Here is a 24,598-nt window from a genome sequence, read left to right as displayed (position 1 = left end):
GGTTAATCATCCAGCGCCGCATAATCTTTGGGATCGACGGGGCGCAGCAGGGTGGTCACGCCCGTGGCCTCCACGGCTTTGGCCAGCCCGTAAGCGAAGTAGCCGGCGATCAGCGCGGAGCTGACGGCCCGCATCGCGTATTTGGCGATCAGCAGCCAGGTTTCATAGTCCTGCACATATCCGTAATAAATATCCGGAATGATGGAGCCGACCGCGGCCCCGATGCCGGCCAAAGCGGCGACGGAACCGGAAAATTTGCGGTACCGGAAAGCCGCGAATACGAGCTCCGCCCCCAAGCCTTGCAGCACACTGTACAGCACAAGCTGAACGCCCCATTCGCTGCCGAACAAAATTTCCACATGAGCTGCGGCCACTTCCGCGATCAGCGCCACCCCCGGCTTACGGATCAGCAAAAATACGAGCGTCGGAGCCAGAAACCACATTCCGTAGACGATTTCATCGGCCTGCGGAAACAGCGGCGAGAATAAGTTATACACCGAGCTCCAGAAATGATAAACTACGCCAAGCACGACCGACACGAGCACGGTTACCAGCAGATCGCTCAGCTTCAGCCCGCGGCCGCTTTGTTTTGTTGCTGCCTCTTGCATGTTTTTCTCCCCTTTTCAAAAAATATATTTTTTTCGCAAACGACAAAAAACCGCCAGAATAAGCTCAGGCGGCGCTCAGGTCACGGGTATGGACGCAGGGTATATCCCGGACATTCGATTCTCTACGCTGGCATTATCCAGATCAGATTAACGGTCCGCAGCGGAATATGCTGCCATCTCAGCCTGATTCACTCAAGCCCCCGTATCGTATGCGATTGTCTTTAACATACACCAACCGTTTTCAAGCATCAAGAACAAATTTTAAACATTCAAGTTTCAATGCGCGGGAGAAACCGCTTTCATGTTGATTTCGTCCCCGTTCTGTGTCAAGATAAGCGGAAGTGGCACATCAAGAGTAGGAGGTTGCTTTCTTGGCGGCAGCATGGATGAAGTGGATGACGGAATTGTCCTCCCGCAAATCGGTTTGCAGGCTGATGGGAAAGTTTTCCCATTCGGAAATCAGCCGGATGATGATCCCTTTGTTCGCAAAATCGTACGCAATTCCACTGCATGAAGCGGAAAAAGAACTGCGGGAATACCGGACGCTCAACGAATTTTTCACCCGCAAATTAAAGCCGGGCATGCGTCCGGTTCATGCGGAGCAGGGCGGCATGGTCAGCCCCGTGGACGCGCTGATTACGTTTATGGGGGAAATCCGCTCCGGCACGATTCTAAACGTGAAAGGCCAGGATTACTCCGTTGAGGAACTGCTCAACCGTTCCCCGCGCATCGAATCGTATAAGCATGGCTATGCTTTTGTGCTATATTTGAGCCCGACCGATTATCATCGCATCCATGCCCCCGTCACCGGCAAAAAGCTGGAAAGCGAGCATATCAAAGGCCGGGTATATCCGGTTAACGACTTCGGCATGCGCCATATAAAAAAGGTGTTATGCCGGAACGAGCGGCTGATTACGTATATTTCCCATGAGCATGGAGAGGTGGCGCTCGTCAAAGTCGGGGCGATGAACGTCAGCAGCATCAAATATACCGACGAACGGGCGAAAAGCTGGAACCAGGGAGACGATCTCGCCTATTTCGAATTCGGCTCCACCGTGGTGCTGCTGACCCAAAACGGCACATTTGCCCCGCTGCCGGGGCTCGCACCGGGACGGAAGATCCGGATGGGCGAGCCGCTCGGAAGCTTTGCAGCCGCGGGCGCCAAGGTGAAGACGCCTCCCAAGGACGCGGATTAATGCTGCAGGCAGCGTACAAAGAGGATGATTTTGACTAAGCCGATGCATAACCACAGCACGCACAGGATAAAGGCGAGATGGCCAATACCTGCTTTGAGCCGTATTGTTTCGATAACTGTTCCAGTTTGAGGCTCATTGGTTAATTGAGACATTTGATCATCTGCCGGATTTTCTCGGTCCCGATAAAAACAACGGCAGCAACGATCACAAATAATATCATATCGAGCGTGGTTTTAAATATGAACCCGGGTATGGATGTATTATTGAGTGGATGCCGAAAAAAAGCGAGCTGCCTATAGGTTAAATCGCTAACGATATGGGCCAGCAAAAATTGCAGGGCAAACTTCCAAAGCGATTTCATATGATCATGTCATTCCTTTTATGAATAAAGGTCACGTTCTTTCTAGTAGACGATTCTGGAAATAACGTCAGCATAATGGCAAGTGAAGACTTGAGAAAACGACAAAATAATCTATTGAAGATCTCGGGTGACAACATAAAGAAAAAAAAGGGCGCTATTTCAGCCGATGTCCCCCATGTTGCGTGAATTAGAGGAATTTTATGGCGCTATTTTCATGATTTAGTGGCGAAAGGCCGCCTTTCGACCTATTCATCGAAAAATAAGACCCAAAAGTTCCCCTATGGTGATAAATAGGCTCAACTTCGGAAAATAAGACCCTAAAGTTCCTCTATTTTATGGGGACGCCATCTCCTGAGCACAAGACTAATATAGAACAAAGTGATCCATGGCCCCTGTCCGCAGATAAGCCATACTATTTCCGGATCATTCTACTAGTTCTTTTATAGCATACCTGACTATCCTTACATCCCCCTGTCGCCAACCTTAAATTAATCTTAAGAAGGTTCGCGGACAAGAGACCGGACAAGGCCTTCAAAGCGAATGGCGGCATTATCCGGCAAAAATAGCAAAGAACCCGGCATACCTTAAAAATCCTTAAGGCAACCGGGTCGCTTTCATTATCTGATTTCCGACGGACTTTTGCCGGTATACTGCTTGAATTGGCGGCTGAAAAAGAAAATGTCCCGGTATCCGAGAGCGTCGGCCACCTCCGTGACGTTCATGCCGGCATGCAGCAGCAGGTGCTGGGCGCGGTCGATCCGCGATTTGATGATGTACGATTGAACGGACATCCCGATGATTTCCTTGAACTTGATCGAAAAATAACGCGGGGACAACCCGGCGCGCGCCGCCAGGTCCTGCACTTTGTGGGGCAAGCCAGGATGCTGGAGCACGTAGTTGGCGACCTCGTGGATCACCTCATGCAGCTGGTTGCTGACTTTTTTCTCCATCGGCACCTGGCGCTCCTCGCGCAGCAACTGAATGAGCAGCTGTTTAAGGATGAGCCGCGCCTCCTCTTCGGCGGCGTAAGCCTTTACCAGAAACAGGCGGACATAACGTGACAGCATGTATTCAAAATCGAGGGTATCTTCTAGCACGCGGTAAGGTCCCGGCACTTCGGTCACCGGTTCACTGACGTCGAAATGGATATACGTGAGGACAAGCGGACGCTGCGGATTATGCGTGGCGCTCGTATGATCCCCTTTCCGGAACAGGAAGCAGCTTCCTTTGCTGACGGGAATCGGCTGGTCGTTCAGGACAACCGTTCCTTCGCCGCTCCAAACGTAAAACAGGTCGTAATTATCCAGCGGTTTTTCCCGCTTGTGCCATTTCCAACCGGGCTCGCATACGATTTTGGCAAAAGCCGGCTTCAATATAAACGAAGACGGTGAAACGTGAAGCATGTCCTTCCCTCCCGAAAAAAAATCCTTCAAAATGAATGTTTATTCTCTTATTATACCCTTAATTCCCGTTCACTTGAATATCTATCCACGCCGCTTTCATGCGGTTCACCCCTTCGAGCAGCGCTTCCTCGTCCAAATGGGCAAAACAAAAGCAAGCGGCCGGCTCGCCCGGGGTCAACCGGTAGATGGCGGCGTCGCGGAACAACACGCCCCGCCGGGTCGCCGCGGCCTGAAAAGCGCGGTATTCCTCCGGCGACTTCCGCCAAAGCGCGTACATCAGCAGCCCGGCGTCGGCCGGCTGGAGCCGGAACAGGCCGCCCAGTTCGCTTTCCAGCCGGGTGCGGAACACTTCCTGCTTGGCGCCGTAATAACGCCGCATCCGGCGCAGATGGCGGTCATAGCCGCCCGTTCGCACGAACCGGGCCAGCGCCCGCTGCTCCAGCCGCGCCGGGGGCGCCGGCTCGTAGAGCGCCTTGGCGCTCGCCAGCGCCCGCACCAGGCTGCGCGGGAGCACCGCATAGCCGATCCGCAGAGCGGCGAACATCGTCTTGGAGAAGGAGCCGATGTAAATGACGCGCTCCTCCTGGTCCAGCGCCTTCAGCGGCTCCAGCGGGCGGCCGCCCCAGCGGAACTCGCTGTCATAGTCGTCCTCGACGATGACCGCGTTCCGCCGCGACGCCCATTTCAGCAGCTCGCGCCGCCGGGCGTGGGAGAGCACGGCGCCGGTCGGGAACTGCCGCCCCGGCGTCACAAACAGCAGCCGCGCGTCCCAATCGCGCGGCACGATGCCGTGGCCGTCCAGCTGCGCCGGGACGGCCACGCCTCCGCAGGCGGCGACCGCCCGGGCAATCCCGTAGTAACACGGATCTTCCAGCACCGCCGGTTCGCCTTCCCCCAGCAGCAGCTGGGTCAGCAGCGTTATCGCCTGCATCGAGCCGTTGAACAGGCAGATTTGCTCCGCATCTGCCGAGATGCCCCGGCTGCGCCGCAAATGTGCGGCGATCGCCTGGCGCAGCTCCAGCTCGCCGAGCGGGTCCGCGCCAGTGCGGCCGGGATCAGCGCTCTCCCCGGCCGCGCCGCCCGGATCAGCGCGGTCCAGGCCCGCACGCTTTGTGTCGGCGCGGCTTCCGCCAGCTCCGGCCGCGCCGGACCCGCACGCCCCGTACGCTCCGTACGCCCCGCTCACGCCCGCGTCGCTGCCGCCGTCGCCGCCCGCGCCGCCGGACTTGCCGCGCGCCGCCCAGGCGAGCGCGCTTTTCCACTCGGCGGCCGGGAACAGCGCTTCCCACGGCCCGCCGTCGCGGTAAGAGATCACGCCGGCCGGCTCCGGCGAAGCCACGGCTGCGGCCGCCGCGCCCGGGAAACGGCCGTCGCCGTCGCCGTCCCCCGCCGTCCCGCCGTCAAGCCTGGCGTCCCTTTGGTTCCCGGTCCTGTCCATCACTGACACCACCCGCCGCCCCCATGGCGACAAAACAACCTGCGCCTTGCGATCCGAGGTCTCCTGCCGAGGCGCGAGCATCCCGGTAACGAACGTCCCGCTGCCCACGATCGTGCGGACGTAGCCTTCCGCGTGCAGCATATCGTAAGCCTGGGAGACGCTCCCGCGCGACAGGCCGTACATCGCCGCCAGCTCGCGGGTGGCCGGCAGCCGCGTTCCTTCCGCAAGCGTCCCGTTATGAATAGCGTCACGGAGTGCATGGTACAAGGCTAAATATTTATAGCGGTATTTATCGCTGAACGACTGCAAAGCTATCGTAAAATCAGGCATCTCCAAAGTCTCCTCCCGGTCGCTTAACACTCGCCAATCCTAACGGACACCAGCGCCGCTATTTCGATGAAATCAACAGTTTTCAAAATGTAACGGACACCACAGGCCTTATTCGGCATTTCTGTGCACATATCCGGCCTTTTTCGAGCAAATAGCGACTCTCCTGTCCGTTAGAAATCAAACCGGCGTTTTTTCAGGCAAATAAGGGCGCTCATGTCCGTTGTCCTCCATACAAGTCGAAGCTGACGTCACCAACGTTCGCCTTATTTCATTCAGGAGCAGTCTACTGGTTCCCTTACGCTTAAATTGGCCTACTAATTTAAATGTAAATTGGTTCTTTTTTTATGTCAATTTGCGGCGTATGCTGAATATCAAAACAAACAGGGAGCGAACCATATGCGCAGAAAAGAATTTACGATGCAGGATGAAACGGAAGTCCAAGAGTTTTTGCGGGAGATGAGCTACGGCTTTCTCGGCACCGTCGGCGAAGACGGCTGGAGCCGGGTGACTCCGCTGAATTTTGTATACGACGGACGGTTCTTTTATTTTCACGGCAGTCTGGCCGGGGAAAAAATGAAGCAGCTAGCCCGCGATCCCCGGGTCAGCTTCACCGTGGCGAAGGAGTATGCGATTATTCCGTCCTATTTTACCGATCCGCTGCTGGCTTGTCCGGCTTCGGCCTTTTTCAAAAGCGTGATGGTCCGCGGAAGGGTGGAAAAGGTCGAAAACCTTCAGGAAAAAGCGGATGCGTTCACTTTGTTTATGGAAAAGCTCCAGCCCGAAGGCGGCTATAACCCGATCGATCCGGCCGACCCCAAATATGCGGGCCAACTCAAGGCGGTGGCGCTATGCCGGATCGTCCCGGAGACGATGACCGCTAAATTCAAATTCGGGCAAAATCAGAGCGAAGCGAAGTTTGACGCCGTGGTCGAAGGGCTGCGGCAGCGGGGCGGCGAACTGGACGCGGAAACGATCGAGCATATGAAAAAATACTGCCCGTTTCACCGCGAAAAATAGACCGGTGCGGCGGTTTTAGATCGTGACTCGTTCTGACCGAAATGATATAATGTTAGGCAGTTTAAGACGGTACTGCCCTAAATTATTAAACGGATCGGAAGGATGAATGTGATGAACCCACTTGCGGAGCAGTTAAACGAGAACATCAAATCGGGGAACAGCCACGTGTACGACATGCTGTCGGGGCTGGGCAAGGAAATTTATTTTCCGAAGGAAGGCATTTTGAGCCAGTCCGCCGAAGCTTCAGCCCAAGCTAAAAAATATAACGCCACGATCGGCATCGCTACGGAAAACGGGGGACCGATGCACCTCGCGGCGATCCAGGATACGTTGTCCGCTTATAAGCCGCAGGATTTGTACCCTTACGCGCCGCCGGCGGGCAAACCGGAGCTGCGCAAAGTTTGGCGGGCCAAAATGCTGCAGGAGAACCCGTCGCTTGCGGGCAAAAGCTTCGGCAATCCGATCGCGACGAACGCGCTGACCCACGGGCTCAGCATCGTCGCCGACCTGTTCGCGGACGAGGGCGACGCGGTTATTTTTCCGGATAAAAACTGGGAGAACTACGAGCTGACTTTCGGCATCCGCCGTCATGCCCGGATCGTCAACTTCCCCTTGTTTACCGATGAGATGACGTTTAACAGCGCCGGCTTGAAAGAAGCCCTGCTCGCCCAAAAGGACAAGGGTAAAGCGGTCGTCATCCTGAACTTCCCGAACAACCCGACCGGATATACGCCGGGCGCAAAGGAAGGCGGGGAGATTGTGGACGCGATTCAGGCCGCCGCGGAAGCCGGGATTAACGTGGTCGTCGTCACCGATGACGCTTATTTCGGCTTGTTCTTCGAGGACTCGCTTACGGAATCGCTGTTCGGCAAGCTGGCCGGCCTGCATCCGCGGATTTTGCCGGTGAAGATCGACGGGGCGACCAAAGAGGAATATGTGTGGGGCTTCCGCGTCGGGTTCATCACATTCGCGGCGGACGACGAAGCGCTGCTCGCCGCCCTGGAGCAAAAGGCGCTCGGCATCATCCGCGCCACCATTTCCAGCGGGCCGCATCCGTCGCAGACATTCGTGCTGAAGGCGCTGCAGTCGCCGGAGTTCGAAGCGCAGAAGGCGGAGAAATTCAAGACGATGAAAGGCCGCGCCAACAAGGTCAAAGCGTTGCTGGACAGCGGCAAGTACGGGGACGTTTGGGAATATTACCCGTTTAACTCCGGCTATTTCATGTGCCTGAAGCTGAAGACCGTTTCGGCGGAGGCGCTGCGCCAGCATTTGATTCACCAATACGGCGTCGGCACGATCGCGCTCGGCGGAACCGACCTGCGCATTGCGTTCTCCTGCATCGCCGAGGAAAATCTGGAGGAACTGTTTGATTTGATCTACCAAGGCGTTCAGGACCTGCAATCGAAATAGTCATTTTTACGTTTAGATCATCTTATGAATCATGGCCCGTATTCCTGCTCGGCAGGAGTGCGGGCCATTTTGCTTCAAACTTTATTCGTCCAGCTCTTCTTCCCGCCATTTGCGGGACCAAACGCTGCGGAGCGCCCAAGCAAACGCCAGGCCGGCGGCGAGGCTGCCGAACGTAAGCGCCGCTTCTCCCCCGGGAGTCAGGATCATCGGCAGCCAAAGCAGCACGGCCAGCGCGAACAGCAGGCGCGAGGTGATGCGCAGTGCGGCAGCCTTTCTGGCCCCGGGCGGGAGCGGATAAAAGGAAGCCGCCGGGGAATCGCGGTGCGCATGGCGCAGGGAAGCCAGCTGGGTTCCCGTCAGAAATACGAACAGCAGGTACAAAACCGTGCCCAGCCAGGTCCGCCCGTTCCAGCCGACAAGCAAGAGGCCGAGCAGCGTCAGCCGGATCAACATGCCCAGCAGCTCGCTGCGGACGAAGGTTTTGATCAGCAGGTAGCGGTAAGCGGCCGCAGGCGTCCAGGGCGTGCGGTTGCCGGCCGCGGACAACCAGCGGCGCCGGATTACCTTTTGCCCTTCCGCCGGAACGTCCACGAACCAGCCGAGCAGCAGCAGCACCTTGGCTTCGTTCGATTTTTCCGCCGCGATCAGGTTGTCCCAGGGCACGGCATGCTTCAGCGGAAAACGCAGCACGAGCACATAGTTCAGGCCGACGAGCAGCGTAAACAACGCGCTTTTCCAGGCGGGCTGCCACAGCCAAGCCGCGACCATCAGCAGGATGAAGCACCAGCGCAGCAGGCGGTAGCCCGTTCGGGCCCGCGCCGTCGTAATGCGCAGCTCCTGCCATGCGCCATAAGCGCTTAGCGCTTTAAGCAGCAGCAGGATGAGCATCATCAGCCACAGCGGCTGTACGATTGCGGAGCTCCGTATGTAAAGCGGCCAAACGAGCAGCAGCACGATATACAACCCGATCAGCTTATAAATAATACCGCTGCGAAAGGCGGGGGACAAATATTCCTTCATCCGCGTCTCCTGCGGCAGCAGGAAAATTACGTCCGCCGGCTCAACATAGGTCCGGAACCCGGAATAAGCCGTCAGCGGGCCAAGCAAAAGCAGCATGATCCAGGAAACCGGCAGACCGGGGGGAAGATTTTGCAAAAAAGCCGTATACCAGGCGGAAAAAGCAATGATCAGCAGGAGCAGCAGCACGGCGACACCGCTTTGGAACACATAAGGCAAATACGGGAGCACCTTGCCCCAAAACGCCGCTTTGCGCCGGCTCCGCAGCGCTCGAAGTTCCATAGGCTACGCTCCGTCCTTCACTAAAGCGTAAAAAATCGATTCCAGCGCGGCTCCCGGCATTTGGGCCTGCTCCCCGATTTCGGCCAGCGTTCCTTGCGCGATCACCTTCCCGCGATGCAAAACGATAAAACGGTCGCAATAATTCTCGATGGTCGACAGGATGTGCGAGCTCAGCAAAATCGACGACCCGCTCTCCTTCATCTCCAGCATGAAGTCGAGCAGCGAGCGGATTCCCAGCGGGTCCAGCCCGAGAAAAGGCTCATCGATGATATACAGCGGCGGCCGGGCGACGAAGGCACACATAATCATCACCTTCTGCTTCATGCCTTTGGAGAGATGCATCGACAGGCTGTCCGCCTTCTCCTCCATGCGGAACAGCTTCAGCAGCCGTTCCGCCCTGTCTTGGTAATCCTCGGGGCCGACCCCGTAAGCCCTGGCGGTGAATTCCAGGTGCTCTCTCACGGTCAATTCTTCATACAGCAGCGGGGATTCCGGGACAAACGCGAGCGAGGATTGGTACGCTTCAGGCGCCTCTTCCCGCGTCTTGCCGGCGACGTAAATGCCGCCCCGTTGCGGCGCCATCAGCCCGAGAATATGCTTCATTGTCGTGCTTTTGCCGGCTCCGTTCAGGCCGATCAGCCCCACCATTTCGCCCGGCCCCACCTCAAAGCTCACCTCATGAAGCACCGGGCGGCCCAGGCTGTATCCCCCGCTCAGTTCCTCGACTTGCAGTATGGGCATTTCACTCAATTCAGAACTCCTCCCAACAAAGAAACGCGGAGCTTGGATAAGCTCACTGCGCTATCTTACTCATCGGTTCATAAAATTCGCTTTAACCGTGCGGCTTTTTGTTTTTCAGCCACCGCGGCGCGCCTTTGTTCTTACGGTCCTCCTGGCGCTCTTTCTTCCGCTCGCCCGCCGGATTCATCTTGCGCGCTCCCCCGCCGGCCGACCCGCCCAAAGCGGGGGCTGCGGCCTTGCGCCCGGATACGGGCAGGCTGCCGAAGCCGGATTTCCCCGCTGACGAACGCTCCGCGCTTCCGCGATCGTCTCGTTCCGGCAGCGCCCGCCCGGCGGTTTTGCCCCTGCGCCCTCCTTCGGCGGGATAGCGGGCGCCGGACGCAGCGCCGGGCCCTTCCGCCGCGTGGCGGCGGACAGCGCTCACCCCCGCCTTTTTGCCCGCGGACGGATGGCGGCGTCTCCCGGCCGGCGGCTGCTCCTCCAGCCCCAGCACTTCGCCCTGATACAGCGTCTTCGGCTCGATTTCAATGCCCAGCTCGCGGGAAAACTTGCGCATGATGAACTCTTCCTGCGGCGAGACGATCGAGACGGCCAGGCCGCGCTTGCCCATCCGCCCCGTGCGTCCGGCGCGGTGCACATAATGTTCGGCGTCGATCGGCGGGTCCAGATTCACGACCAGGGCGAGATCCTCGATGTCCAGACCCCTGGCGGCTACGTCACTGGCCACAAGCAGGCGGATTTTGCCTTCGCGGAATCGCCTCAGCGTAAGGCTGCGCGCCGCTTTGTCGGCATCGCCGTACAAAGCGCCGGCGCTAAGGCCGACGTAGTTCATTTTGCCTTCCACTTCGGCGATCTGGTCGGTGTGGTTGATGAACACGATCGCCCGGGCCGGATCGAAATGCCTGACGATCCGACGCAGCGTGTCGATTTTGTCGCGCGGTTCGCAGACGAAATAAATATGCTCCAGGCTTTTGGATGTCCGCTGTTCCGGTTCGATTCCGATTTCCACCGGGTTGTTCATCTCTTTGGCCGCCAGGGCCCGGATGTCCGGGGTGATCGTCGCGGACAGGAACATCAGCTGCCGGTCGCGCAGGGTCGCGCGCAAAATATGTTCCACATCGGCGGCGCCCCCGAGCTTGAACATTTGGTCGGCTTCGTCCACAACCACGGTTTTAAGCGCGTGCAGCTTCAGTTTGCGAAGGGCCAGGATCTCCCGGATCCGCCCTGGCGTTCCGACCACTAGCTGGGGATGCTGCTTCAGCCGCTCCAGCTGTCTTTTCACGGAGGCTCCGCCGATCAGCGCCTGGGACAAAATCCCGAGCGCTTCCCCGTATTTCTCCGCCTCCCGCAAAATCTGCATGGCCAGTTCCTGCGTTGGCGCAAGGATCAGGGCCTGCAGCGTTTTTGCCCCCGGATCGCTGGACTGCAGGATCGGCAGCAAATAAGCCAGCGTTTTGCCGGTGCCCGTCTGCGACTGCGCAAGCACATCGCGTCCTTCCAGCGCCGCGGGAATGCATTCCGCCTGTACCGGCGATGGTTCCGTAATGCCGTAGTCCATCAGCTTCGCGGACAACAGTTCTCCGATTCCAAGCCCGGCAAACGTCGTATTTGTCATATCCATTCATCCTTTTTCATTTATCGTTAACCACTCTTGATCATTGCTTAGAATGTTAATATTTTCATTATATGCGATATGCGGCGGTCACAACAAATAAATAACGTATGAAAAACGTCGATCGCGGTGCATTTCAGGTGGACAGAGCGCGTTAGGCGGCGGTTTTTCTTTCGATATAAGGATGCTGGTGCTCCGGGATTATGTGAAATCTGAAATTTCGTGGAATCGGACATTGTGAGTGAACCCGCCATTGTGTAAAATCCCGGTTCCACCAAACCAGGGATTATGCCAAATCCGGGTCTGCGTCCTAAGCTAATTTCTATGAAATGCAAAAGTGCAGGCGAATTTTGTCAAAACCTCCCGAAATGGTAGTGCATTTCATTCGCATGAAAATGGTGATTTACGAAAAATGAAATGCACTTTTGCATTTGATTCAGCTAATTCGCCCCCGCCATTCCAAGAAAACCCCTTCGCCATGATCGGCTCATGGCAAAGGGGCATTTTTCACTCGGTCTTCGGTTGTCTAGGCGGACAAACGGCTTACCCATGGGTCGCCGACATGAATTACGCCAGCATGGAGTACACCGCCGGGCTTGGCATCACTTAAGATTGACAATGTTTCCGGCCCCGCTTCAAAAGCGGGCGGCTCGGGAACGACCGGCGCCGGCTCGATTTCGGACGCTGGCTCCGAATCCGGTAAAATATCCGGAGGCGGTGATTCCGGCCCGGTCTGATTTTGATTGGGCTCCAAGCCGGCGGAACCCGCCGCTTCCTCGGCAGACGCAGGGACGGTCGGCGCACCCTCCCGTATATTGCCATAGCTGCTGAAAGTCCATGTCCCTATCTCAAAAAAGTAATTTTTACCGTTATTGCTGTCCCAGTGCCCGCTGCCATTGCTAAAGCAAGCTTCCAGCCTTTGCGCCGTTCCGATGTCAACCGTCAGCTTGCTATAGCCCGCTGCTTCGGACGATTCCATTCGCACGCCCGGTACGGCTGTCCATTCGCCGCCTTCCGGACGGTAGTGCATGTACGGCGTGTTGAAGCCTTCCTTATAGTAAACGGTCACTTGATTGCTAGCACTCGGGTTTGGCGCGCCCGCGGTTATCTTGCCATTCCCGGAATACGTCCAGGTGCCTACCCCGAAGAAGTAGTTCCGCTGATTGTTGCTGTCCCACTGATTATTGCCGTTGTTGAAGGCGGCCTCCAGCCTTTGCGCCGTTCCGATATCGACCGTCAGCTTGCTGTAGCCCGCTGCTTCGGACGATTCCATTCGTACGCCCGGTACGGCTGTCCATTCGCCGCCTTCCGGGCGATAGTGCATGTACGGCGTATTGAAGCCGCGCTTGTAATATACAGTGACCTGATTGCCGCCGGTTCCCGCCGGTTCGGTCGTTACTTCCAGCGGATCGCTTGGCGCGGATACATTGCCCGCGGCATCACGCGCCTTGACAGAATAAACGTAAGCGGTTTCAGACGAGAGGGCCGTATCCGTATACGCGGTTGCCTCCGTGCTTCCGATTTTCTCTGTTCCCCGGAAAATATCATAGGCGGTCACACCGACATTATCGGTTGCAGCGGTCCAGGCGAGGCTTACCGTCCGATCCGTTACCGCGATCGCGCGGAGGCCGGTCGGAGCCGTCGGCGCTTCCGTATCCCCCTGACCGTCCGGATTCGAATCATGCCACCGTCCATCATACCAGCCGTCTGCGGCCAACGGGAAGCCGGGTTGGTTCTGTCCTGGATTTTGTCGTCCTTTGTCATCCCTGAATATAACCGTAGCGCCATCCACGCCATTAATCGTATAGGAATACCAGTCTCCCGTCCCCCTCGTCATGACCGGAGCTTCCGCCCAAGCAGGCTCGGCCACCTTAGGCGAAGTTTCATAGAAATAGAGGCGAGGCGTTCCCCAGTCAGCGGGCTTTTTGAAATGAACGCTCAACCCGGCATGCGGATCCTTTTTCGTAAAAATATACTGCTGTGTGGAAACACCATCTTCATTTACGGCATGCATTCTCAAGGTTAGCTTATCGTTGAACTCCATATTTTCGCCAATTGCGATCTCCGTCTCGTCGGTGAAGGCGATCCCTCCCTGCGGATCGCTGCCGTCCAGCGTGTATTTTCCGCTGTCCGCCTTCCTCACTTGCAGCTTAATCGTGAGCGTGTCCGTCTTAAAGTTTCCTCCCGCAGGATCGGCGAACAACAGCGGCAGCGGGGATTCCCCGATCTGTTCGATTAGGATCAGTCCGTTGGCTCCTGCCGTGAAAGTCGCTGTACCGCCGCTGACGACCGCCTCGTTTCCGGTGTAAGCGTCTCGAACGAGCGTTCCGTCCGGGAACACGGGCGATACGTTGACCGCAGTAGAACCGGAGGCGTTCATAGCCACGACAACCTTGTCCTCGATCCCGTTCTTGGCGTACGTCCGGCTGAACGTATACGGGCTGTCGGCGATTTTGACGTGCCGGCCCGCTCCGACCGCCATATGTTTGTTCCGGAATTGGCCGACTTTTTGCCAATGGGACAATACGTTCTGGTTGATATTGTCCCAATTCATCGCTGAACGCGTCCCCTGCTGCGGGTCGGAGCCGGTCTCCCCAAAAGGTCTGGCGGTTTCGTCGCCATAGAAAATTTGCACGCCGCCCGGCAGCAGAAGCAGCGCCGTTCCGGCCTGGGTCAGCCGTCCCCGGTCATACAGCCGGGTGTCGTGCGAAGAAATGTAGCTGAGCACGTTGAAGTTCGGATTTGCATTTAACTTTGCGGCGTAATCGGCATAGATGCTCTCGAGGGAATTGATGTTGGAATCCTGGAAGCTGAAGTTGATGACCGAATCGAATCCGTAGTTGAAATACTCGCTTTTGCCGACGCCGTGTCCCCAGACTTCCCCGGTCATCCAGAAATCTTCGGTCCAAGCCGCGCCCGGTTTGTCAGGATTGTTCTGCCTCCATCTGTGCAAAGCCGCGCTGGCCTCGGTTTTCAGTTGCTTCCAGCGGTTTAGTTCCACATGCTTGGCCGTGTCGGCCCGAAATCCATCGATCCCGAACTCTTCAACCCAGGCGGCAAGCCATTTGACGAGGTAATCCGCCGGAGCGACGCCAAGATCTTTTCTTAAAGGTACCGCCGCCGGAACGATCCACTGCTCGTAGCCCGCCGTTTCCTTAGCCCATTTCGCTTGCAAAAGCGGAGCCAGCCCGATGTTGTTTGTCACATTCGTGCGGAAGTCCGGCAAGTTGCCGACAAGTTGCGTAAGATCGTTCGAACCACCAGGCTCATAACCGGCAATGCCGGCCCGTACCCAGGTATTCCACCATTTTGACCAGGCGGAAGCGTCGTTATAGTTAATGTAATCGTGATAGCTGTGCCAGGTTTGCCCATTGCCCGGAGCCCAGTCTGCGCCGACCGTTTTACTGCCGAAGCCGTACTCCTCCATATCCTTTAGCGTGTTGTAGCCGGGATGGTTCATCACCACGTCAAGCACAACCCGGATGCCTTGGGCATGCGCCGTGTCCACAAATTCACGCATATCCTCGATAGTCCCCATGTTGCGATCCATCATCGTGAAATCGAGGGCGTAATAGCCATGATAACCGTAATGGGCAAAATCGCCCCCATTTCCTCCGCCAACAAACCCGTGAATCTGCTCATACGGAGCCGTAATCCAGAGAGCATTGACGCCTAAGTCCGTAAAGTACCCCTCTTTCAGCTTTTGTGTAAGCCCTTTCAAATCTCCGCCACGAAAAGTTCCAATATTTTTGCCGGTCGCATCCCGGGAAGGTCTTCCGTACGAATTATTGTTGCTTGGATTCCCGTCCTTGAAGCGGTCGGTTAAGACAAAATACACGTTGGCGTTATCCCAATTGAACGTCGGGTTTTTGCCGGAATCTTCCGGAACGCCGACCGTACCCGCGCCGCCGGCAATCAGCTCCGGGTTTGCCGGATTGAAGAGGGAAGCCGGTTGTCCGGCGGATATTGTTGTTGAAGCAGCCGAATCAGCTTGTGCGGAAGGCAGCGGATGGATAAAAAAAGATGTCGCAAAAAACATGGCGGCAACGAACAGGGCCGTTATTTTCCGAACTCTCTTATTCACTGCAAGATCCTCCTTCATAATTTAGGTTCGCAAGCATCGATTTTGGCTTATCCTGATGTATTTCCACTTTGTGCAAACGTTTGAATTTCGAGCGATATTGATCCCTAGCCTCATTTAAGCGCCAAACACCTTGTGCAAACGTTTGAATTTTGGGGCGTGCTTTACTCACCTCCATAACAGAATATACAGTTCCTTAAAACAAAGTTGGTGTAAGCGTATTCAAAATGGATTAACCCTAAATATGTTTATTTATGTAAGGAACTGTAGTTAGATTGTACCAAATATTTCTTGTTTTTCAATGTTTTTTTATGCGTCTTAGATGATGTCCCGGAAAAATAGCGGTAAATTATGGCCTTATTTTGTAAATTCACCTTGTTGTTCGCCAAATAGCGGAAATTTTTGCTCCTATTTTGCAGCAATCCTTCGGAAAGTCACCTTTTCCTCTCCTTTGGCTAAGAATAGCGGTAAAAAAATCCTTTATTTTGCCCCAGCTATCTTGCTCGCCAAAAATAACGCCCTTTTTTACCGCTATGGCTGCGTCTTCGGTAGCGTCCACAGTCCGCAGCTTCCGTAACCTCCGCAACTTCTGCAGTTTCTGCAACACTTCTGCAACTTCCACAGTTTCAGCAGTTTCCGGCAGTTTCTGCAACTTCCACAGTTTCTGCGCCTTCCACGCCTTCCGTATCTTGCACAGTTTCTGCAGTTTCCGGCAATCTCCGCAGCTTCCGCGCCTTCCGCGCCACGGCAAATCATAACCGCTTAATCGGACGCTTTTCATATACACAAAAACCCGCCCTCACAGGCAGGTTATGGTCACTTCTTATTCAGCAGCCGGTAGCTGATCCGATCGGCCAAGCCGGGGAACATCTGGTACCATTTCGTCCCCACCCCGGCGATCCAGGGAAGGTTGATTTCCGTGCGGCCCTTCTCCGCGGCGGAGACGATCGCTTTCGCCACTTTCTCCGGTTTCAGCATGAACCATTTGACGTTGCGTACGTAGTCCCCGTTCGGATCGGCAAGGTCAAAAAACGGCGTATCGATCGGCCCCGGGTTAATTGTCGATACCTTGATGCCGTACGGCCGAAGCTCCTGGCGCAACGCGCTGCTGAAGCCGACCACGGCGTGTTTGCTGGCGGTGTAAGCCGTCGATTTGGCGGTGCCGATTTTGCCCGCCAGCGATGCCACGTTCACGATCGTGCCGGAGCGCGCCGATTTCATGTACGGCAAAACGGCTTTGGCGCAACGAACCATTCCTATGTAATTTACGTTCATCATTTCCGCAAATTCGGGCAAAGGCATTTGATCGAAGTATTCGAACTTGCCGTACCCGGCATTGTTCACCAGGACGTCCACCCGCCCGTACTCGGATAACACCCGCTCAAATCCCGATCGCGTCGAAGCATCGTCGCCCACATCCATTTCAAGCAGCCGATACGGCCCCTTCATGCGCGATCCGACCTGTTTCAGCTTGTCCGGCGAACGTGCCGCAAGCACGACGACGGCTCCCCGCTCCGACAGCATTTGCGCCGACAGCGCGCCGATGCCGCTGGATGCGCCGGTAACGACAACGATCCGATTGTTCAAAGACATGGTCATTCATCCCTTCAAACCAGGATGATCCTATCTTAAGAGATCATCACCTGAATGTCCAGTTCGCCGATGCCGTCCATCAGCAGCGGTATGCACAGCGCTTTGCGCGGCAGGAAACCGCCTGCCGTTTCCGTCTTGATCACCTGCGGGGGCGTAATATCTACCGCAAAACCCTGGTTGGACAACAGCGTGCTGGCATTTCCGCTGATCATATTTCCCAGCTCCGAAATCGCGCTTTGTCCCATCTCGTCCATTTCCGTAAGCACAAATCCGCCCATCATCGCCGATACGATCCGGAGGGCGACATTTTCCTGCAGGCCGAACACAACCATACCGCTGAAATGGCCGGTCATGCCAATTTGAATCCAGATATGGTCCTGTACGGGGACCACATCTTTGACGCCCATGCTCCCAGTTGAAGGAGAAACTTGAACGACCTGTTCAATGACCGAACGCGCTGATTCAAGAAAAGGATTTATCACTTCTGCTTTCAAAATTATGCGCCCCTTTTCACTAGGAGAATAACTTATTCAATACAAAAGACCCAGCTTTTAGTTATTGCTAATTATACTTTATTCCTATTCATAAGTCATTAAAAATCGAAGATTTGCGTCGAATAGCACATAATAACGGAGGATGCTTCAGGTCCCAAGGCGGCCGATCATTGATTTACTTCGGGAAAATCACCTATAATTAATAAAATCAAAAGGAAGCCTCTATAGGGAAAACAAACCTACGGGAAAGGAGGTATGCTGTTGAATATCAGCCAGTTGGAAACGTTGATCACCATTTCCAAAACCAAAAGCTTCCGCAAAGCCGGCGAACTGCTAAACCTGACCCAACCCGCCGTGTCCGCACAGATCAAAAGCCTCGAGGACGAGTTCCGGACCGTGCTGGTCGACCGCAATCAACCCGTTACGCTGACCGACCGGGGGCAGGTATTTCTTGAGCAGGCGGAACGGATACTGGATATTGTCGAGGAGCTCAAGCAGAAGCTGTCCGATATGGAGCACACGCCGCAAGGCCATATCGTACTCGGGACCACGACGTCGATCGCTATCCAGATCCTGCCGCGTATTTTGTCCTATTTTCAAGACCAGTTTCCCCTGATCAAAACGACCATCCAGTCCATGCCGTCCAGCCTGATTTATCAAAACGTGGAGCAAGGGCTCGTCGATATCGGGATCGGTTATTTGATCGAAAACAACCCGCAGGTGTTGTCTTCGGTGCTTTACTACGATACGTTCGAGCTGGTCGTTTCGCCGCTGCACCCTCTGGCCAGCCTTCCCAACCCTTCGCTGGATTCGCTTCGGGAGGTTCCGCTGATTATGCTCTCTCCCGACACTGTAGGACGGCGGTTTATCGACGAGGTGTTCAAGAGACATGACATCGAACCCCATATCGTGATGGAGCTGTCCAGCAGCGAAGAAGTCAAACGGATGGTGGAGATCAATTTGGGGGCGGCGATTATTTCCAAGCAGTCAATTTTGCGGGAGCTGAAGCAGGGTTCCCTAAAGATCGTCCCGATCCCCGAGCTGGAGGTCACTCACCCGGTCGGGGTCATCTATAAATCCAGCCGGTACGTCAATTCGGCGATGCAGCAGTTTCTCGGAGACCTGAAGGGCATGCCGGAAACGCATTTCATCAGTTCCGAATAACCGGCAGTCCCTAACTGAAAGGAGCCGACAGAATCATGAAGTTCGACCTTCATACGCACCATTTCCGCTGCGGACATGCCGACGGCAATATCCGGGATTATATCGAGGCCGGCATCGCCGCCGGCTTGGCCGTGATCGGCATCAGCGACCATACCCCGTATTTCGGCAGTCCGGAAGACAGACCGTTCCCCCGGATCTCCATGGGCAAGAAGGAGTTCGCCGGCTACGTCGACGAAGTGTTGAAGCTGAAAAAGGAATACGCTGGCAAAATCGACGTTCTGCTCGGGATCGAATCCGATTTTTTCCCGGAACATGCCGAAGTTTATCGGAATACACTAAACCAGTATCCGTTCGATTATGTGATCGGCTCGGTGCACAGCGTCGGCGAGGTGAGCATTTTCAACAAAAACCGTTGGAAAGGCCTCAGCCGGCAGGAAAAAATCGCTACGAAAGAAGCCTATTACGCTTTGATCCGGCAATCGGCGCAAAGCGGAATGTTCCAAATTCTCGGGCATATCGACGCCATGAAGGGCAACTATCCGGCGTTTTCGGACATTCCCGCCGCGGAGGCGATCGACGATACGCTCAAAACGATCGCGGAAAGCGGGGTGGCCATCGAGATCAACACCTCGGGAAAAACCAAGCTGAGCGGCGGCTGGTATCCTGCGGACGCCATTCTCGAACGCGCGCTGCATTTTGGCGTGGATGTCACATTCGGATCGGATGCCCACATCCCTCAGCGCGTCGCCGACGAATGGGACGATGTCGCCGCGCGTCTTAGGGACATCGGCTTCCGCGAGTGGGTGTATTTCAAAAACAAACAAAAGGTGTCCGTGCCGCTGTAACTTATCCGGACAAAAAAAAAGAGAATCCGCGCCGCATGCACCGGATTCCAAAAGAGAAAATATATATTCAAAAGGGGGTCATGTAATAAGTGTACCCTCTTTCTATTAGGGTTTGATCACAGCTATATTTCAATTGTGTAACAAATATCGTTCCTTTTGTTAAAGGAGCGGATTACGCTCGGCGATATACAGCAGCAAGTCTTCCCCCTGCCCCTCCCGCCCTCCGGCGGGCGGAATCTGCGTTTCACAGCGCATACCGCATTTTTGCAGCACGCGTGCCGACGCCGGGTTGCCGCTGCTGCAGCGGGCCTCGATGCTGGACAGTCCCAACGTTTCGAACCCAAAGCCCAGCACAGTCTGTGCCGCCTCGGTTGCCAGCCCCCGGTTCCAATAAGCCGGCGACAGCATATAGCCGATCCGCGCTTTTTGGCCGTCCAAGCTTAAGTATTGCAGGGAACACAGCCCGATGAACCGCCCTTCCCGTTTGTATTCCACCGCAAAATGAAGATCCCGCAAACTGCGGTAAGACTCTTCGAAATAACGGAACAAGCGCTCCGGAAACTGCAGCTTGTCCGGACGGATCGCCGCATGCCTGCGTACGGCCGGATCGGTGATGCAGTCGTATAAAGCGTCCGCGTCACGGAGCTCCAGCTTGCGCAAGACAAGCCGGTCGCTCTCCAGCACCGGAAACCGCTCCCGCAGCCTTTGCCTGATGCCGCTCAAAGTTCCCCCACCCGCTTTCGCATCGCCCCGGCCCCGTACAATACGACATAACAAAACAACGTTATGATAAATATCCACTTGCAGAACGCCAGCGCATGCGAAACATTTCCCGGATCGGCGAAGTAAGCCGCCGTCTCCCGCACCACATACATAGGGGATTTCAGCAAATCCCAGCTGTTCCAGCGGATAAAACGGCCCAGATAAATGCCGAAGCTGCTTAGCAGCAGTACCGCGATTGCAAACATCCACCCGGCGGCGGCGCCCCAGGCTTTCCGGACCAACTGGTGGACCGAGGCGAGGGAAACGGAAGCGAGCGCCAAACCGAGCAGCGCGACAAAAAACAAGGTAAACAGATGGTCCCAAAATGACATGTCAATCCAAAATTTTCCGGTTTCCGGGATCGGATACCGGTTGAAGGGATGGAGCATGTCGGTAATTAAATAAGCCGCGTTCGGATAAAAAAACAGCCAGATCAAACCGGCCGGCAGCATAAGCCCCCATCTGGCCGGACGGGACGGAATCAGGCTGATCAAATCAAGCGCAATCGCCAGCGCCAGCGGAATCCAGGCCAAAAACGTGTTCCAGATCAGAAACAGGTAGGGAGGACGACCTCCTCCGGGCAGCTGCGTGTCAACGACATATCTCATGCCGATCACGCTCGCGGCGAATAAGGCGATATACAAGTACAATTTGACGGGGTATCCCAGCTCTTTGAAAGTCTGCCGCATTTACGCACCTCCTGCTTGGTTTGCATAATCAATAAACGATGCGGGCGCGCAAATTGTTACGGCGTATCGAGGCCTGGCGGGAGGCGGGACCGGGAGACGGAGCCGGCGGGCGCCTATTCCATCGCTTCGTTTCTGAGCACCATATGGATGTGATCTTCCCACACCCCGTTGATGTACAAATATTTGTAAGCCAAGCCCTCATCGTAAAAGCCGCATTTCTCGGCGACCCGCAGGGAGGCCCGATTGCGCGGAATGATGTTGGCTTCGATCCGGTGCAGATAAAGCCCCGACTCGGCAAAAGCGTATTCCGTCACCCGGCGCACCGCTTCCGTCATATACCCTTTCCCGTGCTCTTGCCCGTCCAGCCCGTATCCCAAATGACAGGATTGGAAAGCGCCTCGCACAATATTGCTCAAAGCAACCGAACCCATGACCCGCTCCGGCTCCTCTTTCCGAAAAATCCACCACTTGCACAGGTCGCCGCTCCGTATTTTCACCGACTCCTGATGAAGCAGTTCGCGCTGGTATTCCAGCGTGTAGTATCCGGGTTCTTTTGTTCTCTCCCAGGGCGCGAGCACCTCCCTGTTCCGGAACAAATAATCGAGGACGGCTTCCGCATCCGGCGCGCCAAGCTCTTTCAAGATCAGCCTTTCGGAGTATAAAATAGATTCCATACGAACCACCTCAAGCCTTCCAAAAAATAAACAATGAATACGATGTGAAGGAGAGTATGCATCATGCAGCCGTTTACAGCCAAAGTGATTGAAGTTATCGCCGCCATCCCGCCCGGAAAGGTGATGACGTACGGCCAGATCGCCGCTTGCGCCGGAAGCCCGCGGGCCGCGCGGCAGGTCGTGCGGATTTTGCACAGCATGAGCCGCAAGCACGGGCTTCCCTGGCACCGCGTCGTCAATGGGCAAGGGCAGATTGCCTTGCAGGACGAGGAGTCCTTCCAGGAGCAGGTCTGGAATCTGGAAGCGGAGGACGTTGAGATACTGCCGCACGGCCGGATCGATTTAACCCGGTATCAATATCACCCGGATCAAGCGGCTATTTAAGCCCGTTCTCCTCCAGCAGCGAGCGGATTTCCCGGTTGATCGCCTTTACGTCCGGACCGGATGCCGGCTTTGCGTCCAGCGCGTATTTCGCTTTCAGCTTCAGCACGTTGTATACGCGGTCGTCCAGCACTTCGCCGGATATTTTTCCCGCAGCCACGGCTTCGCGAATCGCTTGAATCACCGCTTTCTCTTGATCGTAATCGTGCCCGACGAGCACGATATTGCCGCCGGCCAGCAGGAACTGCACCGCCGCCTCGCCGATGTCGTAGTTTTTGACGATCGCGCCCATCGTCATATCGTCGGAAATAATCGTCCCATCGAACTGGAGCTCCTCCCGCAGCAAACCGCGAATCACCGCTTCGGAGAAAGAAGCCGGATGGTCGGGGTCCAGCTTCGGCAGCAGCAGATGGGCGATCATGACGACGTCCGCGCCTTCCTTGACCGCCCGCGCGAACGGAACCAGCTCCAGCTTGCGCAGCCGGTTCAGATCATGCTCCACCACCGGCAAGCCCAGGTGGGAATCAACCGCCGTATCGCCGTGGCCGGGGAAATGCTTCACGACCGGGATGACGCCTTGCTCACGGATCCCGTTCATGACGGCAATGCCCATCTTGCTGACGATGTCCGGCTTCTCGCCAAACGCGCGGTCCCCGATGACCGGGTTGTCGGGATTGCTGTTGACGTCGAGCACCGGCGCAAAATCGAGGTTCAGGCCGAATCCGGACAGCTCCTTGCCGATGACTCCGCCGATTCGCCCGGCCAGCTCCTCGCTGCCGGTATCGCCAATCGCGCGCATCGCCGGCAGCTTCGCAAACTCCCCGGGCATCCGGCTGACGCGCCCGCCCTCTTCATCGACGCTCAGAAACAGCGGGACAGGCTGCTCCCGGTTCGCCGCTTTGAGCGCGTTAAACAACGCGAGCGCCTGAGCTTTATCCTGGATATTGTCCTTGTAAAAAATAAATCCGCCGACATGTTCCTTTTCGATCAAGTCGCGGGCGTTTTGACCGATCTCGGTGCCGTCCATGCCGACAAGCACCAACTGGCCGATTTTCTCGTCGGTGCTCAGCTTGCCGAGCTGATCGCGGACGGGATCAGCGGGCGCCGGTTCGGATTCGCCGGAGCCCGCGGCGTTCCCCGCCCCGCCCGATCCGTCCGCCGGCGGCTGCACATCCGCCCCGCCGCCCCCGGCGGAAGATTGCCCGTTCGTCCCGCCGGCGGCGCCTGACGGCGAACCGCCGCCGGGCGTCCCCGAACGGCCGGCGCACCCGGTAACGATCAGAACGAGCAGCAAAATTACGACCATGCCCCGGTAACCTGTCATCATTCCTGCCTCCACTTGGTCTCGGCGATCGCCGGCACAAAATTTTGCATTCGGGTGATCAGCTCGCCCGGGTCCTCGGCCATATTGATCAGCGACAAGTGGCCTTCATTGACAAAGCCCGCATCGATGCAGGATTCCACCAGCCCAAGCAGCGGATCGTAATAACCGGCCGCGTTCAGCACGCCTATCGGCTTGCGGTGGATTCCAATCTGCAGCCAACAGAGCGCCTCAAACAGCTCCTCCAGCGTGCCGAAGCCGCCCGGCAGGGCGATAAAGCCGTCCGCCAGCTCGCTCATCTTCGCTTTGCGGGCGTGCATATCCTTGACTTCAATGAACTCCGTCAAGCCGGGATGGGCCGCTTCGCCGTGAATTAAACCGGTAGGCATCACGCCGATGACTTCGCCGCCGCCGGCCAGCGCGGCATCGGCCACGGCGCCCATCAGCCCGTGCTTGGAGCCCCCGTAAACGAGGCGGAAGCCGTGCTCGGCCAAATAGCGCCCAAGCTGCTCGGCCGCGCCGCGATACCGTTCATCCTTGCCAAACCTTGAGCCGGCATATACGCATATCGTTTTCATCCTCTTCCCCCTCCTATTCCATCATGGCCCGCCGGCCGCTCCGGCACCGCTTCGGTTTGGCCCGCAACATCCCAGCGATGCCTGTATTTCTCTAGCTTGGGATGCGGGACGGCAAGGTTATCCGACAACAATAATCTCAGTTTGACGATCCATTCTTCGAACGAAGAAAACCCCGCAAACCGGTTCGCCATGTCCGGCGTCATGTACAAAAAATAAGGGGCCGGATATTTTTCCGTCAAATACCGAAGCGCGGCATCCGCCGGTGTATATTTCTTCCGCTTCCCCTCCCAGCCTTCCACCAGCACCTCCACATCCGCGGCGCCGCGCTCCCGCTTCCACGCGTGCAGCCGATCCTCTCTTTGGTAAAACGGGCCGGCCTGCTCATTCGACATCCGCTTCACGGTGAGCTCATGCAGCGGGTACAGCACCAGCTTGGCAAACGCCCGGCGGGTCGCCTCCGCGGCCGCAAATTCCAAGTCCTCATCCGCAATGCGCATAAAGGAATCGTAAAAAATGACCGTACCTTTCCGGCTGGGGGCCGGAGGTTCATATCCAAAGGGCACCTGAATGTTTTGTCGCAAACGTCGTTCCTCCTTGGGGC

At 56.3% G+C, this 24,598-nt stretch carries 22 protein-coding genes and 1 riboswitch; of the genes, 6 read left to right on the top strand and 16 right to left on the bottom strand.

Annotation, left to right across the window (positions count from 1 at the left end; translation table 11 throughout):
- Positions 1-2: 2 nt before the first annotated feature.
- Complete coding sequence (locus NYE74_RS11125; protein WP_036620318.1) at positions 3-608, bottom strand: ECF transporter S component; 606 nt, start codon at positions 606-608, stop codon at positions 3-5.
- A gap of 102 nt (positions 609-710) precedes the next feature.
- Positions 711-822: riboswitch (TPP riboswitch) on the bottom strand.
- 157 nt (positions 823-979) lie between these two features.
- Between NYE74_RS11125 and asd the strand changes: the two genes are divergently transcribed.
- Positions 980-1,804 (top strand): archaetidylserine decarboxylase, encoded by an 825-nt coding sequence (gene asd, locus NYE74_RS11120; protein WP_316561467.1) that lies wholly within the window; start codon positions 980-982, stop codon positions 1,802-1,804.
- A gap of 978 nt (positions 1,805-2,782) precedes the next feature.
- On the opposite strand, the gene NYE74_RS11115 is transcribed toward asd, so the two are convergent.
- Both NYE74_RS11115 and NYE74_RS11110 read right to left on the bottom strand, forming a co-directional pair.
- The gene (locus tag NYE74_RS11115) at positions 2,783-3,568 is read right to left on the bottom strand and encodes an AraC family transcriptional regulator (protein WP_036620314.1); all 786 of its coding nucleotides are present in this window, start codon (positions 3,566-3,568) and stop codon (positions 2,783-2,785) included.
- A gap of 58 nt (positions 3,569-3,626) precedes the next feature.
- On the bottom strand, positions 3,627-5,336 hold the full coding sequence (locus NYE74_RS11110) for an aminotransferase-like domain-containing protein (RefSeq protein WP_341004792.1): 1,710 nt from the start codon (positions 5,334-5,336) through the stop codon (positions 3,627-3,629).
- A gap of 396 nt (positions 5,337-5,732) precedes the next feature.
- Between NYE74_RS11110 and NYE74_RS11105 the strand changes: the two genes are divergently transcribed.
- Together NYE74_RS11105 and NYE74_RS11100 are read left to right on the top strand one after the other, a co-directional pair.
- Complete coding sequence (locus NYE74_RS11105) at positions 5,733-6,353, top strand: pyridoxamine 5'-phosphate oxidase family protein (protein WP_036620310.1); 621 nt, start codon at positions 5,733-5,735, stop codon at positions 6,351-6,353.
- Between the two features lie 111 nt (positions 6,354-6,464).
- Positions 6,465-7,763 (top strand): aminotransferase class I/II-fold pyridoxal phosphate-dependent enzyme, encoded by a 1,299-nt coding sequence (locus tag NYE74_RS11100; RefSeq protein WP_036620301.1) that lies wholly within the window; start codon positions 6,465-6,467, stop codon positions 7,761-7,763.
- Positions 7,764-7,844: 81 nt separating this feature from the next.
- On the opposite strand, the gene NYE74_RS11095 is transcribed toward NYE74_RS11100, so the two are convergent.
- From NYE74_RS11095 to NYE74_RS11060, 7 genes are all read right to left on the bottom strand, one after another.
- Positions 7,845-9,062, bottom strand: coding sequence for an ABC transporter permease (locus NYE74_RS11095; protein ID WP_155619636.1), 1,218 nt, complete (start codon positions 9,060-9,062; stop codon positions 7,845-7,847).
- A gap of 3 nt (positions 9,063-9,065) precedes the next feature.
- Complete coding sequence (locus NYE74_RS11090) at positions 9,066-9,803, bottom strand: ABC transporter ATP-binding protein (RefSeq protein ID WP_445323420.1); 738 nt, start codon at positions 9,801-9,803, stop codon at positions 9,066-9,068.
- 91 nt (positions 9,804-9,894) lie between these two features.
- Positions 9,895-11,418, bottom strand: coding sequence for a DEAD/DEAH box helicase (locus NYE74_RS11085; RefSeq protein WP_036620295.1), 1,524 nt, complete (start codon positions 11,416-11,418; stop codon positions 9,895-9,897).
- A 523-nt stretch (positions 11,419-11,941) separates the two neighbouring features.
- The gene (locus NYE74_RS33320; protein WP_394373474.1) at positions 11,942-15,499 is read right to left on the bottom strand and encodes a carbohydrate binding domain-containing protein; all 3,558 of its coding nucleotides are present in this window, start codon (positions 15,497-15,499) and stop codon (positions 11,942-11,944) included.
- Positions 15,500-15,866: 367 nt separating this feature from the next.
- Positions 15,867-16,277 carry a hypothetical protein gene (locus NYE74_RS11070; protein ID WP_036620292.1) on the bottom strand — a complete coding sequence of 137 codons (411 nt, stop codon included), beginning with the start codon at positions 16,275-16,277 and terminating at the stop codon, positions 15,867-15,869.
- 35 nt (positions 16,278-16,312) lie between these two features.
- Positions 16,313-17,089 carry an SDR family NAD(P)-dependent oxidoreductase gene (locus tag NYE74_RS11065; protein WP_051985302.1) on the bottom strand — a complete coding sequence of 259 codons (777 nt, stop codon included), beginning with the start codon at positions 17,087-17,089 and terminating at the stop codon, positions 16,313-16,315.
- Between the two features lie 35 nt (positions 17,090-17,124).
- A complete protein-coding gene (locus NYE74_RS11060) occupies positions 17,125-17,583 on the bottom strand; it encodes a chemotaxis protein CheX (RefSeq protein ID WP_036620285.1) in 459 nt (152 codons plus the stop codon).
- Positions 17,584-17,844: 261 nt separating this feature from the next.
- Here NYE74_RS11060 and NYE74_RS11055 point away from each other — a divergent pair, with 261 nt between their 5' ends.
- Both NYE74_RS11055 and NYE74_RS11050 read left to right on the top strand, forming a co-directional pair.
- Positions 17,845-18,747 (top strand): LysR family transcriptional regulator, encoded by a 903-nt coding sequence (locus tag NYE74_RS11055; RefSeq protein WP_036620284.1) that lies wholly within the window; start codon positions 17,845-17,847, stop codon positions 18,745-18,747.
- A gap of 35 nt (positions 18,748-18,782) precedes the next feature.
- Positions 18,783-19,592 carry a histidinol-phosphatase gene (locus tag NYE74_RS11050; RefSeq protein WP_036620282.1) on the top strand — a complete coding sequence of 270 codons (810 nt, stop codon included), beginning with the start codon at positions 18,783-18,785 and terminating at the stop codon, positions 19,590-19,592.
- A 159-nt stretch (positions 19,593-19,751) separates the two neighbouring features.
- Here the strand turns inward: NYE74_RS11050 and NYE74_RS11045 are convergent, their stop codons facing one another.
- The 3 genes from NYE74_RS11045 to NYE74_RS11035 form a co-directional block, all read right to left on the bottom strand.
- On the bottom strand, positions 19,752-20,315 hold the full coding sequence (locus NYE74_RS11045; RefSeq protein ID WP_036620280.1) for a GNAT family N-acetyltransferase: 564 nt from the start codon (positions 20,313-20,315) through the stop codon (positions 19,752-19,754).
- On the bottom strand, positions 20,312-21,043 hold the full coding sequence (locus NYE74_RS11040) for a DUF1361 domain-containing protein (RefSeq protein WP_036620278.1): 732 nt from the start codon (positions 21,041-21,043) through the stop codon (positions 20,312-20,314). Before NYE74_RS11040 ends, NYE74_RS11045 begins: the two co-directional genes overlap by 4 nt.
- 113 nt (positions 21,044-21,156) lie before the next feature.
- Positions 21,157-21,717: a GNAT family N-acetyltransferase gene (locus NYE74_RS11035; protein ID WP_036620275.1), complete on the bottom strand. Its 561-nt coding sequence runs from the start codon at positions 21,715-21,717 to the stop codon at positions 21,157-21,159.
- A gap of 63 nt (positions 21,718-21,780) precedes the next feature.
- Here NYE74_RS11035 and NYE74_RS11030 point away from each other — a divergent pair, with 63 nt between their 5' ends.
- Entirely contained in the window at positions 21,781-22,101 is a 321-nt protein-coding gene (locus NYE74_RS11030; RefSeq protein WP_036620274.1) for an MGMT family protein, read from the top strand.
- Here the strand turns inward: NYE74_RS11030 and nagZ are convergent.
- Genes nagZ through NYE74_RS11015 form a run of 3 tightly spaced genes read right to left on the bottom strand, consistent with a single transcriptional unit; the run spans position 22,094 to position 24,578 of the window.
- Positions 22,094-23,422, bottom strand: coding sequence for a beta-N-acetylhexosaminidase (gene nagZ, locus NYE74_RS11025; protein WP_306308156.1), 1,329 nt, complete (start codon positions 23,420-23,422; stop codon positions 22,094-22,096). The two genes, NYE74_RS11030 and nagZ, sit on opposite strands and share 8 nt — an antisense overlap.
- Positions 23,422-23,997, bottom strand: a complete 576-nt coding sequence (locus tag NYE74_RS11020; RefSeq protein WP_036620270.1) for an LOG family protein — start codon at positions 23,995-23,997, stop codon at positions 23,422-23,424. The genes nagZ and NYE74_RS11020 overlap by 1 nt, the downstream gene beginning before the upstream one ends.
- The gene (locus tag NYE74_RS11015) at positions 23,994-24,578 is read right to left on the bottom strand and encodes a hypothetical protein (protein ID WP_051985301.1); all 585 of its coding nucleotides are present in this window, start codon (positions 24,576-24,578) and stop codon (positions 23,994-23,996) included. Before NYE74_RS11015 ends, NYE74_RS11020 begins: the two co-directional genes overlap by 4 nt.
- Positions 24,579-24,598 lie beyond the last annotated feature (20 nt).

This window comes from Paenibacillus sp. FSL P4-0127 (genome assembly GCF_038007325.1).
Taxonomy (GTDB): Bacteria; Bacillota; Bacilli; order Paenibacillales; family Paenibacillaceae; genus Fontibacillus; species Fontibacillus macerans.
Note: the sequence above shows the minus strand (reverse complement) of the source record. Positions and strands in the feature narration are given on the sequence as shown.